Origin of the sequence: Thermorhabdus hydrogeniformans (assembly GCF_049310025.1) — a bacterium.
In the GTDB taxonomy this organism is placed as follows: Bacteria; Bacillota; Thermosediminibacteria; order Thermosediminibacterales; family Tepidanaerobacteraceae; genus JBJYKD01.
This window is the reverse complement of record NZ_JBJYKD010000015.1, coordinates 48,535-64,181: the sequence shown is the minus strand read 5'-3', so window position 1 is coordinate 64,181 and position 15,647 is coordinate 48,535. Positions and strand designations below refer to the sequence as shown.

Here is a 15,647-nt window from a genome sequence, read left to right as displayed (position 1 = left end):
TTTAAGGTGACATTTTCATGCGATAATTAACCGCGTTTTGGCCTATTTTTAGGTGACATTTTTAAAAGATATTGACAGCGGGGCGTTTTTTAAGGATCTTCTTATATATTCAGCGGCTTCGTCGACGGTCCTTGGAATTTTTTCAAACCGTATTTCGGGTATCTTTTGAAAAAACCTGACTATCACAGGATATTCAAGCCCGGAGGGGTTTATTACTTCTTCCCGGGAAAGAATTTCAGGTTCTCCCCGGGCGAGGACCGCCCCGTCTTTTATGACCACCACCTCATCGGCCCATTCATAGGCAAAATCCACGTCATGGGTGGCCACTATGACGGTCCTGCCCTCAAGGTGCTCCCTCTCAAGGATGCTGGCAAGGTCCGCCTTGCTGGCGGGGTCAAGAAAGGCGTGGGGTTCATCCAGGACCAGAATCTCAGGTTTCACCGCCAGGACGCCCGCTATGGCCACCCTTTTCCTCTGGCCGTAACTCAGATGGAACGGCATCCTCCGGGCGAATTTCTCCATTCTCACCGCCTTCAGCGCCTCATCCACCCGATTTTTGATCTCGTCTTCGGGCAGCCCGAAGTTCGCCGGCCCGAAGGCGACGTCATCCCAGACGGTCGGAGAAAAAACCTGGTCGTCGGGGTCCTGGAACACAAGGCCCACCATTTTCCTCACACGCTTTTCGTTTTTTTGATTGACCTCCACCCCCAAAATTTTGACCGTGCCACTCTGCGGCAGGTAAATGCCGTTCAGATGCAGTAGCAGAGTGGTCTTGCCCGCACCGTTGGGCCCCAAAATGGCGGTTTTTGAGCCCTTCTTTATATTCAGGGTGACGCCCCTTAGCGCTACGGTGCCGTCCTTGTGGCGGAAGGCAAGGTCGCGTATCTCTACGGCGTAATCCACGACACCGCCCCCACTTCCGCAATTTTAAATGCCAGCGGCACGGCAATCACCGCCGCCGCCACCAGAAAATCTTCTATCCCCGGCTTTTTGGAAAATTGTACGAACCTTATCTCACCGTCGTAGCCCCTCGACAGCATGGCGGAATATACCCTTTCGCTCCTTTCAATGGAGCGCAGGAATAAAACGGCCACCGTCTGTCCTGTCACCTTCATGGTGTTCATATGCCAGAAATTTTTCCCTCCGGTATAGCCCCTTGCCTTTCTTGCAATCATCATCCTGGAAAGTTCGCCGTTCAGGATATCCGCATACCGGATGGTGAAACCCACAAGATTTACCAATATACCGGGGACGCGCAGGCTCCTCAGAGAAAAAAGCAGATCCTGGAGCGTCATACTGGAAACCGCTGTATTGAGCGCGAAAATGGCGCACAACGCCCTTAAAAAAAACACCGCACCCCGTCCGTATTCCTGATTCTCATTAAAATTAAAAAAGATCACCGCGGCGCTCATTATGCCCGCAACTAAAACCGGCCAGACGATGCGCCGCACGGACTTCAAAACCGGAAAGCCCAGACTGAAAAGTAACAGCAAATACAGCAAAAAACACGCAGCCAGATAATCCCACGTATTAATGGTCGTGACAATGACGACATATACGACGGCGGAAATCAATTTTACACGGCTGTCCAGCCTTTCAAAAAGATTGTTCTTTTGCTCTTTAAGCTCAATCATGTTATCCAAATTTTACACCCCGCGGGTAATTTTGAATTGACCGGGAACACTGGCTGCAATCTAAAAAATACAAAAATGGAGTATCCAGTCCAATGGAGTTTCCTAATCCATATTCCTAATCTATATATAAATATAATAATATATAAAATCAATTTCACGCAACCCCGCCCAAGTAGGCCCGGGTCACCTTTTCGTTTTCCAGGAGGTCCCTTCCCCTCCCCGCCAGGTTTATACAACCTGTTTCAAGGACATAGGCGTAGTCCGCCACTTTCAGGGCCATTCTGGCGTTCTGCTCTATCAGGAGGATGGTCACGCCTTCTTCGTGTATTTTCCGGATTACGTTAAAAACCTCCCGCACGAGAATGGGCGCCAGCCCCAGAGACGGTTCGTCCATCATCAGCAATTTCGGTCTCAGCATCAAAGCCCTGCCAAAAGCCAGCATCTGCTGCTCGCCGCCTGAAAGTGTACCGGCCAGCTGTTTTTCCCTCTCTTTTAGGCGGGGGAAGATGCTATACACCCACTCCATATCTTTTTTGATATTTTCTCCATCTTTCCTCGTATAGGCCCCGAGAACCAGGTTTTCGTATACGGTCAGATCCGCAAAAACTCGGCGGCCCTCGGGGATCATGGTTATGCCTCTTTTTACAATGTCCTTAGTGGGCAGTTTTGAGATGTCTTCCCCATTGAAAAACACGCTGCCTGTTTTCTTGACGAGGTTGCATATGGCCCTGAGCGTCGAACTTTTTCCGGCGCCGTTGGCCCCTATCAGGGTGACTATGCTCCCCTCGGGTACGGTAAAGTTAATACCCTTCACTGCATGTATGCCCCCGTACCTCACATTTAGCTCTTTAACTTCAAGCATCCATCTCCACCCCCAAATACGCCTCAATGACCTTTTGGTTTTTCTGAATCTCCTCGGGGGTCCCTTGGGCTATGGTCACCCCGTGGTCAAGCACCAGTATTCTTTCACAAATGCCCATGACCACCCGCATATGGTGTTCTATCATCAATATGGTCAGGTTAAATTTTTGTTTTATCTCTCTTAAAAATACCATAAGCTCTTCCGATTCTTTTGGATTCATGCCTGCCGCGGGCTCATCCAGCAGAAGCACCTTAGGGTGGGTGGCCAGGGCCCTGGCTATCTCCAGCCTTCGCTGCTGGCCGTAAGGCAGGGAACCGGCTTTGTCATTTAGGCAATCCGTTAAGTTTACGGCTTCCAGCAGTTCACAGGCTTCTTTCCTCATTTGATTTTCTTCCTGCCTGTACCCCCATGTTCTGAAAGTGGCGGCTATAAAGGAGGATTTTAGCCTAAGGTGGTGCCCTACCAGGACATTTTCAAGGACTGAGAGGTTCTGGAACAGGCGAATATTCTGGAATGTTCTGGCAATCCCAAGCTTGGTTATTCTGTCGGGCAAATACCCGGTAATATCCTTCCCTTCAAAAATAACTCTGCCGGAGACGGGGGTGTATATTCCCGTAATGGCGTTGAAGGCCGTGGTCTTGCCGGCACCGTTCGGTCCAATAAGCCCTACTATCTCACCTTTTTCTAGATTCAAGGAAAAATTTGAAACGGCGGTGAGGCCTCCAAATTTTATTGTAACATTTCTAGCTTCCAAGAGACTCACGGCCGTCAGCCTCCTTTTTAAACAACGTCTGCCAGGTGAGTTCCGTCTGCCCCATTATTCCCTGTCTGAAAAACAGTACCACGACAATTAGTATTATTGAAAAGACCACCATCCTCATACCGGAAATCCCGGGGATATACAGAAATCCCAGTTTCATCGGAGACTCCACGACTCTGAGGAATTCCATTAAAACGGTCATAATGCACGCCGAAATCACCGACCCGGTAATACTTCCCATACCGCCCAGCACCACAATGAGGAGTATCTGATAAGTCAGAAAAAATCTAAACATGTTGGGGTCGATGGTGGATATAAGGTTCCCCAGGAGGGCTCCCCCCAGGCCTGCTATAAAGGCGCTGATGGAAAATGAAAGTACTTTATGGTAAAAGAGGTTTATTCCCATAGCCTGGGCAGCCGTTTCATCTTCCCTTATGGCCTTAAAAGCCCTGCCGTAGCTTGAATTCAGCAGGGCCATCAGGCCCAGTATAACCGCCACGGCGATGCCCCAGCTCCAGAACAGGTTTGTGTACTGAGGGATTCCTTTAAGCCCCAGTGCACCGTTGGTGATAGTCTGGGTATTGGTAAAAATGACCGATATGATTTCACCGAAGCCCAGTGTGGCGATAGCCAGATAATCCCCCTTTAGTTTAAGTACAGGGGCGCCTATCAGGAAACCTACCAGCGCAGATATGGAGCCTGCAAGAAGCAGCGCCACCACAAAGGGTGCGTTTAAATTTTCCAGGGCGGGATTTATGGGCTGCATGAAAAAATTCATCATCTTGATCTCCGGAGGCATGGTCAAGAGGGCGCTGACGTAAGCACCCACGGCCATGAAGCCTGCAGTGCCGAGAGAAAAAAGCCCTGTAAATCCGTTGGTGAGGTTTAGGCTAAGCGCCAGTATAGTATTGATGGCGCAGAGGTTTAGAATCCGTATTTTATAGTCATCCAGATGGTACTGAGCCCACGCGATAAATACAAAGAATACGGCTATTGTGAGCACGGTCATTAAAATACTATTGTTTTTCTTCACAGGCAATCACCTACACCTTCTCTGCCACTTTTTCGCCGAGGATGCCGGTGGGTCTGAAGAGCAGTATCAATATCAATATGACAAATGCGAACGCATCCCTGTAACCGGAGAGGCCAGGCATAAAAGCCACCAGGAGTATTTCTCCAAGTCCAAGTATGAACCCTCCCAGCATGGCCCCCGGGATGTTCCCGATGCCGCCCACCACGGCGGCTATAAAGCATTTAAGGCCCGGCATAATACCTATTAAAGGATGGATCTGCGGGTATTTTAAGGCCCACATTATGCCTCCAACCGCGGCCAGGGCCGAACCCAGGCCGAAAGTGAAAGATATTATTCTGTCCACGTCGATCCCCATGAGTTTGGCCGTATCCACATCTTTCGAACAGGCCCTCATTGCCATTCCCATCCTGGTGGAATTGACCAGATAGACAAGGCCCGACAACAAAACTGCGGCTACTACGGGAATAATGATTCCCAGATTTATGATGGATACCCCCGCCACTTTAATAACTCCTTTGAATATTTCGGGAGTGTAAAACGCCTTGGGCCTGCCCCCAAATACCACCAGACCTATATTTTCCAGAAAAAACGAAACTCCGATTGCCGATATCAGAATGGAAATTCTGGGCGCCTCCCTCAGCGGTTTGTACGCGGCCTTTTCAATGGCCACCCCCACCACGACGGTGAGTACTACGGACAGCACTGCGGAAAGCCACCACGGCAAAGAAAACACGCCGACTCCAAAAAATACAAAATACGCCGCCAGCATTATGATATCGCCGTGGGCGAAGTTGATAAGCCTTACAATGCCGTAGACCATGGTATAGCCTATGGCTATCAGGGCGTAGAGGCTGCCCAGGGATATGCCGTTTATCAAATGCTGCAGAAAAAGTTCCAAGGTCATGTCTAATCCCCCAGTCTCGTCAAAAATCTGCCCGGGGCTTTTTTACCCGGGCAGATTATGCTTTCAAAATTAATCGGGCTGTATGGTTTCCACATAAACGAATTTGCCGTCTTTAACCTGTTTGATGACAGCGCTCTTATTGGCGTCACCATTCTGGTCAAGGGTTATTATACCCGTAGCTCCTTCAAAGTCTTTGGTCTGAGCCAGGGCATCTCTTATGGCCTGAGGGTCTGCGGAACCGGCTTTTTCGATGGCCGCTCTGGCCACCAGGTATGCGTCAAAGCCCAATGCCGCAAAAGCCGTGGGATCTTTGCCATATTTCTTCTTATAGGCGTCTAGGAACTGCCTGGACACCTGCGTTACGGGCGCTTCCGCGGTGTAGTGTGTGCTGAAGGCCACGCCCTCCACCGCTTTCCCTCCGATGTCAATGAATTCCGGAGCTTCATAGGTGTCCCCCCCCAGGAAAGGTGCGGTTATCCCCAGGTCTCTGGCCTGTTTTATGAGCAAAGCCGATTCACCGTAATTGCCCGGCGCGAATATGACATCGGGTTTCAGGTCTTTAATGGCGGTGAGCTGAGCCGTGAACTCCTGGTCTCCCGTCTTGTATTTGGCTTCCGCCAATATGGCGTTTTTGTCGCCCGTAAGTTGCTGAAATGCCTGCTTAAAGAAATTGGAAAGGCCCACAGAATAGTCGTTGGACACATCCATGATAATGGCAGCCTTCCTGGCTTTCAGAGTATTGAAGGCGTATTTGGCCATAACCTTGCCCTGGAACGGATCAATAAAGCAGACCCTGAAGTAATAATCGTTGTTGAGGGTAACCAGCGGATTGGTGGGCGAGCATCCTACTACAGGCACTTTGGCATTTTTAGCCACCTGGCCGCCGGCCATGGAAAGGGAACTGCCGTACGAACCAATTATCACGCTTACCTTGTTCTGCTCGATTAAACGCGCCACCGCATTGGCCGCTTCAGTCTTATCGGTCTTGTTGTCGACGATAAAGAGCTGAATTTTCTTGCCCAGGACCTCAGGGAACATCTCATTTGCCAGCTGGATTCCCTCTACGGTCATCTGTCCGCCGGCTGCACTGGCACCGGTCATCGGTTCATATACGCCCACTCTTATGACATCTTCGGAAGGCTTTCGTTCCGAACCCGAACTCTGGCTTTGCTGGCTCGAATCGGCTTTATTTTCAGAAGCGGTTTTGCCGCCACACCCGGAAAGTAATGCCGATACTGCCAGAAGAAGAACTAACGACAGGATGAAAATCTTTTTTACACTTTTAATCTTCATTAAAATTCTCATCTCCCTAGATCGACCGAATGAATTTAGAATCGTTTTCAGATAATGCCCATCTATGTTATGTACAAACACCCCCTGTCCGCCGGTGGCGTTTATATGTCTATGATATATAGACTACCACCATTTATAAAAAAAATCAATAAGGCATAAATTGTAAAATGTCGTATTAAATTAAAAAAACGGCTGCCAACGGCGTATATTCTGCAAAGCTATACACCTTCAGTAATTATACAACATTTTAGTCAGAATAGCAAAACTTTTTATAAGGTTACTTAATGTCGTATTTGTCAGTCTTCATCTGTTGTTTGGTTTACACATATAAAAAAAAGCCGTATTAAACGGCTTTTCACAGATAGAATCTACCTTATGAAGGCGAAGTACAGGGCAAAGGTCGCCGCCAGCAAATACATCATCCAGTGTACTTCTCTGCCCCTTCCGGAAAGCAGCATTAAAACGGTGTATGCGATAAACCCGATTGAAAGCCCGAAAGATATGCTGAAGGAAAGGGGCATCATGACGGCGGTCAAGAAAGCCGGAAAGGCTTCGTAAAAATCATTAAACTTGATTTCATTCAGACTGCTGGCCATGAAGACTCCGACCAGCACCAGCGCCGGCGCGGTGGCCGCTCCCGGCACCGCCAGGGCAAGGGGGGAAAGTACGATGCTGGCCACAAAGAGCAGCGCCACCACCACCGAAGTCAGGCCCGTCCTGCCGCCCACGCTGACACCTGCGGCACTTTCCACATACGTGGTGGTGTTGCTGGTCCCGAGCAGAGAACCGATAACCGTTCCCAGAGAATCCGCAAACAGGGCTTTATTGCCTCTCTTCAGATTGCCCCTTTCGTCTATCATGCCGGTACGGCTGGCCACCCCCACAAAAGTGCCTATGGTGTCAAACAGGTCAGCAAAAAACAGGGAGAAAATAACCGGATACATAGAAAACTTCAGCGCACCCATTATGTCCAGTTTTAGAAAACCGGGAGCCATGCTGGGTGGTGCAGAAATCAGCGATGAAGGCATTTTGGTGACACCCATCGGTATCCCGATGAGGGTGGTGATCAATATCCCCAGTAAAATGCCGCCTTTAATTCCCCTAGCCACCAAAACGGCCATGATGATGAGCCCTATGGAGGCAAGCAGTGTGTTTGGTTCCTTGAAATTCCCCAGGTCCACAAACGTAGACTGATTTGCCACTATTATTCCGGCATTTTTAAGGCCTATAAATGCAATAAAAAGTCCGATACCGGCCCCCACGGCGTGTTTTAGCGACATCGGGATAGCCTTTATCAGAAGCTCTCTAATGCCCGTTAATGTTACAATCACAGCTATTATTCCGGAAAGAAATACGGCGCCCAATGCCGTCTGCCAGTCAAGGCCCATTTTCCCCACCATGACGTAGGCGAAAAAGGCGTTAAGCCCCATACCAGGAGCGAGCGCGAAGGGATAATTGGCATAAAGACCCATGAACAGAGTCGCCGCTGCCGAGGCGAGGGCGGTGGCCATAAAAACGGCGCCCTGATCCAGACCCGCTGCCTTCAATATGACGGGATTTACAAAGAGAATGTAGGCCATGGTGACGAAAGTGGTAAGGCCTGCCAGGACCTCCGTCTTTACATTTGTGCCATTTTCCTCCAGATTGAAAGTCCGCTCCAGAAAACTGTCCGACCTTTTTGAAATGAGAATCTCCTCCTTCACACATAAACCCCCTTTTAATTTTGTTGTGTATTGTTTTTAAAAATAAAATTCCCCCGGGACGCCGGGGAACTAGATTCCCCTGTAGCCTGTGGTGTTTTACGGACACCTGGTAGAAACTTCCGGGCCATATCCCCGGAATTATACAGGGTTAAAGAGGTCTATATTTGTTCCGTCAAAAAATATATTATCAGACAGGGGGATTTTTGTCAATAAAAATTACGAACATTTTTATCTTAATTGAAGAATATTGTTCGATATATCGGCGTTATATACCGCTGGCCTTCCAGCCCGTTATCGGCCCGGGGAGGGTTTTTGTTCCTTATTTTGCTACAATTGGAAAGACGGCCGGCTAAAGCCCCGCAGCCCCAGAGAGCATAAATCCAATTAATTCCAGCATCTGGACAATATGTTCAATAAAATATACATTGCGAAATTTGTCATTTACATGGTCGATTTATTTTTTTTACAACATCGTTTTTTTCTGAAGGATTTTTTAAACTTTCGTCTAATTATATATACATAATTCTAATTAATACATTCACAAAGGGGGATATCATATGAAGAGGCTTTTGGTAATCGCCGTGGTGGCGCTTATGGTCCTGACCCTGGTGGCAGGCTGCGGGCAGAAAACCCAGGAACCGGCGCAACAATCGAACGGCAGCGAACAGCAACAGCAACAACAGCAGCCGCAGCAAACCGATAACCAGCAGGCTTCTTTAAAGGACGGTGTGTATTACGCCGAAGAAAAGGATTTTGACGACCACGGCTGGAAGGCTATGGCCACGGTGGTGGTAAAAGATGGTAAAATAGCCGCGGTATTTTTCGATGAAATCAACAAAGACGGGAAACTGAAAAGCTTTGACCCGGAATACGCAAAGAATATGAAAGCCAAGTCCGGCACAACTCCTTTTGACGCGCAGACGGCCCTGGCCGCCTCACTTATTGAAAAACAGAATCCCGATAACGTAGATGCTGTAACGGGAGCCACTAATACCGTTGATAAATTCAAAACCCTCGTAAAAGAGGCCCTGGCCGGTTCACCTGTAGAAGCCAAAGGTACTTACAAAGACGGCCTGTATAAGGCCGCTGAAAAGGATTTTGACGATCACGGCTGGAAGGCTATGGGCGCGGTCATCATAAAAGACGGCAAGATTTCGGCGGCATTCTTTGACCAGATTAACAAAGAAGACGGGCATTACAAGAGCACCGATACCGAATATGCCAAAAATATGGAAGCCAAATCCGGCACAACCCCCAATAAAGCGGTTGAAGCTTTAACAAAATCATTGCTGGATAAGCAGGATTCAACCGTGGATAAGGTAACCGGTGCCACCGGCACTTCCGAAGTCTTCAAGACTTTAATGGGTGAAGTCCTTTCCTTTGCAAAATAGAACGATCCGATTTTTTCAGCTGCGGCGGGCATTTTTCAATTAATGCCTGCCGTTTTTTATTGTTGTAGGCGTGCTGTTCAAAATATGTATAGAAATTCCCCGCTGCTAACTGTATAATTTAAATAAAAAATGATTTTAATGTTAAATCATTTACTGCAGCGGTGACTCTTTCCGCACAATTATAATCAATATGACAACAGGGTGAGGATTTATGAAAGTATCCCTGCCGCACTTGCTTTTCCCGCAAAATAATTTTACAGCGGGTGAGGTCTTGAAAGCCGCAGTATGCCGGAAAGCGCCCGGCGGGTACATCATACAGCTGAACGGCAAAGAAGTGTACGCCGTGTCCGATCTTGACCTTAAAATAGGTGAAATGCTTAAATTAAAGGTGGTCGAAGCTTCTGGATCACATTTGACGCTGAAGGTCATTCGGAGGGGCGCACCAGGCGCCTCAGGCGGGGGCGCTTCTGTATCTTTCGAAATGGCGGACACCCCGGAAACCAGGGCGGCCATCCACCTGCTTTCAAATCTTAATCTGCCCATGACGGAGGAGCGCCTGGAGTTGCTGTCGGACTTTTTCCGCCAGGCCGGCGGCAGGAACAAACCGGATTGTCCCGCGGCGGCTTCCCACGGCCAATACCACCGGAACGGCGCCCAAATGAAGAATGACCCTTTAAACGATATCGATTCGCTTTTCAAAATTCCGATGACTCGCCGGGAGCTTTTAGAAAAACACCTCACTGAAATCGAAAAAATCGGGGACTTTTTGCTGATGAAAGCCGTGAATGGCATATACAAAAAGGCCGGAACCGAACAGGCGGCTTTTTTCGTGATCCCCCTCCCCGTATACAAAAAAGCTTACCTTAAAGTGTTTTCAAAACCTTCTCCTCGCTCCGGCGACACCTCGATATCCCTGAGTTTTTTAGTGGAGACCAGAAACCTGGGGCCGGCCCTGGTGAACATTGTCCGGGAAAATGGTCTAACCAGGGCTTCCATAACCTTTGAAGAAAAAAAGGCCCTGGAGACGGCCAGGAAGGCTCTGGCCGATCCCGGCGGGCAGGCAAGCGCCCTTATCAGATCTCTTCAGTTGAAGCTGGGAAAGATTTCTAAAAGGGATTTTATTTTTGGAGAACCGGCGGCACGGGGCACTGCGGCGGGAATAAAGGCGGGAATAAATATAAAGGTTTAGGTGGAAATATTATGCCCGAAACATTTTCACGCAAAAATAAAATTAAAAAAGCCGCGGCATTAGAATATGACGCGGCAAGGGATACGGCACCCAGGCTGGTGGCTTCCGGAAAGGGCCTGATCGCCGAAAAAATCCTGGAGCTGGCAAGAAAGCACAATATTGCCCTTCACCGGGACCCGGAACTGGTGGAAGCCCTCGTACAGGTCGAAATCGGACAGGAAATCCCGCCGGAATTATATCAAGCCGTGGCGGAAATCCTGGCATTTATCTACAGCCTGGACAAATGAACCACGCAAAAAATGCGTGCAAATTGTTACCGTTATTGTTAAGAATATGTAAAATTTTTTTGACCGGCTTGATTGATAATAATTATCATGTTATAATATTATCAGCATTGAAAATTATTATCAGCTGGAGGCGGATAAAATGTTAGCTAAATACTTATTTGACGACAAAGTTGTCAAGGAGAAAATCAAAAAAGCTAAAAAAGACGTTAAAAAAATAATCGCCATCGTATGGGGACCGGAAAACTGCAAATAGTGGGATACCTCTTTTTAGACGGTTGCCGCAAGTGTTGCGGCCTAATTTTTTTTTGCCCACGGCATATACTTTCATTCCTCAACCGGCTGAAAAAATTTTTACATTCAAACATGGAACTTTTTTTCATTTTATTCGTCTATACTTAATAGAAATAAAAGCAAGCGGATTAATTTCTACAAGGCTCGTCAACCGGCATGCAATTCTTAGAGGGGGTGAAATCAAATTAAGGCAGACCGTTTTTAAAAACATTAGTAAAAGCCAGTAGAAGGAGGTAATATTTTATGAAAAAAATCAGGTGCATTGCAGCGTTAATTTTGGTGGTCGTTTTCAGTTTCTCGGTTTTTGTTCCGGCAACGTCCGCCCAGGCCAGCGCCGCTTTCTCCCAGGAAGAGGCCATAGACATGGTTAAGAGCCTTTTTGACACAAGTGTCTATGACAAGTTCACCATCAACTACAACGAGGGAAAAGACCAGAAGATCTGGAATCTGAACTGGTCAAGGTCCAAAGAACCCTACGGCAGCTTGAGCGTCACCGTCGACGCCGACAAAGGTCACATTCTAAACCTGTACATGTACAAGGGGCCGGACAAAAAGCCATCCCTTCTCCCCCGGCTTTCGGAGGAAGAGGCCCGAAGGAAGGCCGAAGAGTTTGCCCGGAAGGTCCAGCCCGAAGAATTCGCAAAGACGAGATACATAGAGCGCGAGGAACCTATTTACCGCCCGATGGAAACAATACGCTATCGCCGGGAATATTACTTCAATTTCGTAAGAGTGGAAAACGACATACCGGTGGAAGGCGACGGGTTTAATATAACCGTCGACGCCGGCAGCGGTGATATTTTAAGCTACAATTTCAACTGGTCTTACGACAAACTCCCGTCGGCCGGGAACATAATTTCCGTGGAACAGGCGGAAAAAGTTTTTAAGGACAAAGTGGGGCTCAAGCTCATATACCAGCGGTTTTTCGACTATGAATCCAGACAGGATGCCGTGAAGCTGGTGTACACTGTAGACGGGCCTTCCAGGGTCCTCATCGACGCCACCAGCGGAGAGTTAATAACCGAAGGTTATTATGACGGCCCCTATTACGGGGACCTGGGGGGAGGCGGAGAATTTATGAAATCGCCGCAAAGGGTGGCCCTTACCCCCCAGGAGCAAAAAGAAGTGGAAGCGACAAAGAACTGCATTTCCAAAGACGCCGCCGTCAGAGCGGTGCAGAAATACCTTAAAATCCCCGAAGGGTATGAACAAAATTACGCCAATTTGTATGAAGACTATGAAAACCCAGAGCGCAAGGTATGGAATATCGGATGGGACAAAAAGCCGACCTCTCAGGGCGATTACGGTTCCATCCACGCGCAGGTAGACGCCGTCAGTTCCGAGCTTTTGAGTTTCAACATATACGATGACAGCCGCTATCGAGGGGAACTCAAACAGAACTATGACAGGGACGCCGCCCGAAAGAAAGCCGAAGAATTCCTGAAAAAGATCCAGCCGGGTCGCTTCGAGGAAGTAAAACTGGAAGAACCAAGAGGTGAAATGAACCTTGAGAAGGTGAGAGAACACTATTTCAATTTTGTCCGGCAGGTGAACGGCATCCCTTATCCGGCCAACGGCTTCAGCGTAGGCGTGGACCCTGCCGGCGGAGGGATCATAAGCTACAGCATGAGATGGCAGGAAAGGGAATTCCCCAAAGCCGACGGGGTGCTTTCAAAAGAGGAAGCCGAAAATATGTTCTTAAAGGATGTGGGCCTGGAGCTTTCTTATGTAAGAGTATACAGGCCCGAGGAACAGTCCGGCCAGTATTACCTGGCCTATAAATTGAAACCGGCCCCATCATCCAATTTCGACGCATACGACCTGAAGCCCCTGGATTACCGGGGCAACCCCATCGAGAAAAAGACCCAAACGGCTTTTACCGACATCCAGGGGCACTGGGCCGAAAAGGACATAAAATTGCTGGTAGACATCGGAGTGATAGAGCCAAAGGAGGACAGGTTCCGCCCCGATGAGGACATAACCCAGGGGGATTTCTTAAAACTTTTGATGATAGCCACCAACCGCCTGACGCAGATTGATGAGATAGCTTTGAAATTTGGTGCGACGGCGTCTGAAAAGGATACCGATGCCAAAGATGAAATTCAAAAATATATAGAGGCCGCCATTAAAATGGGCCTTGTGAAAAAGGGCGAGGTGGATGCCGAAAAGCCCCTCTCCAGAGAGCAAATGGCCGCCTTCCTGATAAGAACTCTGGATTTTGAAAAAGTCGCTTCCATTCCGGGCATTTATAATGTGCCGGCAAAAGACGCCGCTGCCGTCGCCCCGGAGTACAGGGGGCATGTAGCCATTGCCATGGGTCTAAAGCTGGTCACGGGCAGCGGCGGCAATTTCGATCCTAAGGGCAAGGTCACCAGGGCCCAGGCGGCAACAGTCCTTGTCCGGATGCTGAATATAGAAAAGTAAACCGGCTCAAAGATTGTAATGGAAAAAGCACCCGCGGTGACTCAAAAAGAGTATATAAAAATGAGGCAGATTTATGCCTCATTTTTTAATTACAACACCCTTCATACTGTCTCCGTCCAGATACACATCGAATTTCCCCTCATAAACCCATACAGCTCTGTGGCCCGTGGCCTTTCTGGGTGCGTTTCTGAACCAGTCAAAATTTATGATATTTGTATCTATATTGTCGAAGACGGGCATGTACAGAATTCCGTCCAGCTCCAGGTCGGCAAAAAAGTGGGTGCCGTACGAAAGTTCCGGCGTAAAGTTTTTGCGCTGTATTCCTATTTCCACCAGCATTCCACAGTTCGCAATTTCGTTGTAGCCCACCGGTACTCCCAGCAGCGGATCGCTGGAGCCCCATCTCCCCGGCCCCACCAGTATATACTTCTCCCCGGCCAGGCCGTCATTGACTTTTCCGACTTCCCGGGCGATGGCAAATTTGTCGTGGCTTGCGTAAAATTCATCATGATCCACATAGACCAGGTATTTTATTCCCCTCAAAACACCATTGGTCAACATCCGGTCCCCTGACAGGATTATATCGTCGGTCTTTATGTCCTCCGGAATCCTTATCTTCCTGTATTCTTCCCAGCTCGAAAGGGGTCTTACCTGCAATACGGCAAACCTGGGGGGCTCCGGCTCATAGGCCCATTCAATATCAACGGCGATACCCATGGCCTCCTCCAGGACTTCAAATAAATACTTCATCAGTTTGAAAAACCGGGGTTTGTACTCAGGGAGCCGGTCAAATGTAAAAATTAATTTTTCGTCCGGGTCGGGCTTCCGTATTACCGGCAAAACGTCTTTTATAATATTGTCTCTATACGAATAAAGAGAAACAAATCTGAACAAATTTCTGTGGAATTCCACCAAATCCAATCTTTCATTGATGTTGTAGGATTCCAGTTTGCCGGTTTCCATGTTCAGCATATCGAAAGTTTCCTGAGAATACTTGGCTATTTCCTGGGCGTTATTCCCTTCGGGTCGCAGGCTGAGATTGGTAAGGGAAAATGTCCTTGCATAACCCCTGGAAGTACTCCTGGTTCCGAGGCCGAATACCACTCTGACAACTCCATCTTCCTTCCTTATCCTTTCGGTGAATCGTCGGTAATTTTGAGAAAATCCAACTCCTGCTATTTCTGGATAAAACCCGTCACCCCGCCTCTTTCCAAAAAGTTCCTGTATTATAACCGCCATTTTTTCTTCGGGAAGATTGTGTTTTTTCCGGTATACTACCGCATTCTTACCGTAGGTGCTGGCGTATATCTCCTTTATGGCATAAATCATCTGTGAAAGGCGTTCATCCATGCTCCCAGTATTTGTAACAAAAGTGGTGTAATATTTCCCGGCAAAAGAATATTTTACGCTGTCTTCCAGCATGGAAGAAGACCTGATTGCCAGAGGGCATGTCATCTTTTCCAGTATATTTTTGAATCTATCCTTTATCTCATCGGAAAAATCCCCTTTTCTTATGGCTTTCTGAATCCCGTCTGTATCACCCGGCGATTCCTGGATAATCCTGTCTATGCCATTTTGCTTCAAATACTCATCGTACACACTTGTGGCTAAGAAAAAACTATCGGGTATAACCACATTTTTTAATATCTCATCATTTTTATTTTCCAACACTGTTTTGGAATATAAAAGCCCTTTTGCCTTACCGCCTATGCTTCCGGAACCTATAGTTTTTTTCCTGAATCTTTCTAACTTTAGAGGGTCAAAGGCTATGTATTCTTTCATCTTCCCGCTATAGCTAACCATTTCTTCACCTCCGGAATTATTATTCGTCACCGCGGGTTAAATTAGACACATTCCAACTCCCGGTTTCCGGAAA

General features: G+C 48.0%; 13 protein-coding genes and 1 riboswitch. Of the genes, 4 read left to right on the top strand and 9 right to left on the bottom strand.

From position 1 onward, the window contains the following. Positions 1-48: 48 nt before the first annotated feature. From ACKX14_RS09100 to ACKX14_RS09065, 8 genes are all read right to left on the bottom strand, one after another. Positions 49-903, bottom strand: a complete 855-nt coding sequence (locus ACKX14_RS09100; RefSeq protein WP_422446840.1) for an ATP-binding cassette domain-containing protein — start codon at positions 901-903, stop codon at positions 49-51. Further along, the gene (locus tag ACKX14_RS09095; RefSeq protein ID WP_422446850.1) at positions 888-1,634 is read right to left on the bottom strand and encodes an energy-coupling factor transporter transmembrane component T family protein; all 747 of its coding nucleotides are present in this window, start codon (positions 1,632-1,634) and stop codon (positions 888-890) included. Before ACKX14_RS09095 ends, ACKX14_RS09100 begins: the two co-directional genes overlap by 16 nt. A 154-nt stretch (positions 1,635-1,788) precedes the next feature. After that, positions 1,789-2,496, bottom strand: a complete 708-nt coding sequence (locus tag ACKX14_RS09090) for an ABC transporter ATP-binding protein (RefSeq protein ID WP_422446838.1) — start codon at positions 2,494-2,496, stop codon at positions 1,789-1,791. Further along, positions 2,489-3,259, bottom strand: coding sequence for an ABC transporter ATP-binding protein (locus tag ACKX14_RS09085; protein WP_422446836.1), 771 nt, complete (start codon positions 3,257-3,259; stop codon positions 2,489-2,491). Before ACKX14_RS09085 ends, ACKX14_RS09090 begins: the two co-directional genes overlap by 8 nt. After that, positions 3,240-4,265 (bottom strand): branched-chain amino acid ABC transporter permease, encoded by a 1,026-nt coding sequence (locus tag ACKX14_RS09080; protein ID WP_422446848.1) that lies wholly within the window; start codon positions 4,263-4,265, stop codon positions 3,240-3,242. The genes ACKX14_RS09085 and ACKX14_RS09080 overlap by 20 nt, the downstream gene beginning before the upstream one ends. A 34-nt stretch (positions 4,266-4,299) precedes the next feature. Beyond that, complete coding sequence (locus tag ACKX14_RS09075; RefSeq protein WP_422446834.1) at positions 4,300-5,193, bottom strand: branched-chain amino acid ABC transporter permease; 894 nt, start codon at positions 5,191-5,193, stop codon at positions 4,300-4,302. Between the two features lie 69 nt (positions 5,194-5,262). After that, positions 5,263-6,486 (bottom strand): ABC transporter substrate-binding protein, encoded by a 1,224-nt coding sequence (locus ACKX14_RS09070; RefSeq protein ID WP_422446832.1) that lies wholly within the window; start codon positions 6,484-6,486, stop codon positions 5,263-5,265. A 368-nt stretch (positions 6,487-6,854) separates the two neighbouring features. After that, complete coding sequence (locus tag ACKX14_RS09065; RefSeq protein ID WP_422446830.1) at positions 6,855-8,189, bottom strand: NCS2 family permease; 1,335 nt, start codon at positions 8,187-8,189, stop codon at positions 6,855-6,857. 62 nt (positions 8,190-8,251) lie between these two features. Continuing rightward, positions 8,252-8,355: riboswitch (purine riboswitch) on the bottom strand. Between the two features lie 391 nt (positions 8,356-8,746). On the opposite strand from ACKX14_RS09065, the gene ACKX14_RS09060 reads away from it, so the two are divergent. The 4 genes from ACKX14_RS09060 to ACKX14_RS09045 all read left to right on the top strand — a co-directional run bounded on the left by ACKX14_RS09060 (position 8,747) and on the right by ACKX14_RS09045 (position 13,771). Further along, the gene (locus ACKX14_RS09060; RefSeq protein WP_422446828.1) at positions 8,747-9,580 is read left to right on the top strand and encodes an FMN-binding protein; all 834 of its coding nucleotides are present in this window, start codon (positions 8,747-8,749) and stop codon (positions 9,578-9,580) included. Between the two features lie 211 nt (positions 9,581-9,791). Next, positions 9,792-10,769: a hypothetical protein gene (locus tag ACKX14_RS09055; protein WP_422446826.1), complete on the top strand. Its 978-nt coding sequence runs from the start codon at positions 9,792-9,794 to the stop codon at positions 10,767-10,769. Between the two features lie 11 nt (positions 10,770-10,780). After that, complete coding sequence (locus ACKX14_RS09050) at positions 10,781-11,056, top strand: EscU/YscU/HrcU family type III secretion system export apparatus switch protein (RefSeq protein WP_422446824.1); 276 nt, start codon at positions 10,781-10,783, stop codon at positions 11,054-11,056. A gap of 534 nt (positions 11,057-11,590) precedes the next feature. Next, positions 11,591-13,771: a YcdB/YcdC domain-containing protein gene (locus ACKX14_RS09045; RefSeq protein ID WP_422446822.1), complete on the top strand. Its 2,181-nt coding sequence runs from the start codon at positions 11,591-11,593 to the stop codon at positions 13,769-13,771. Positions 13,772-13,849: 78 nt separating this feature from the next. Here the strand turns inward: ACKX14_RS09045 and ACKX14_RS09040 are convergent, their stop codons facing one another. Further along, positions 13,850-15,574: a PEP/pyruvate-binding domain-containing protein gene (locus ACKX14_RS09040; RefSeq protein WP_422446820.1), complete on the bottom strand. Its 1,725-nt coding sequence runs from the start codon at positions 15,572-15,574 to the stop codon at positions 13,850-13,852. Between the last annotated feature and the right edge of the window lie 73 nt (positions 15,575-15,647).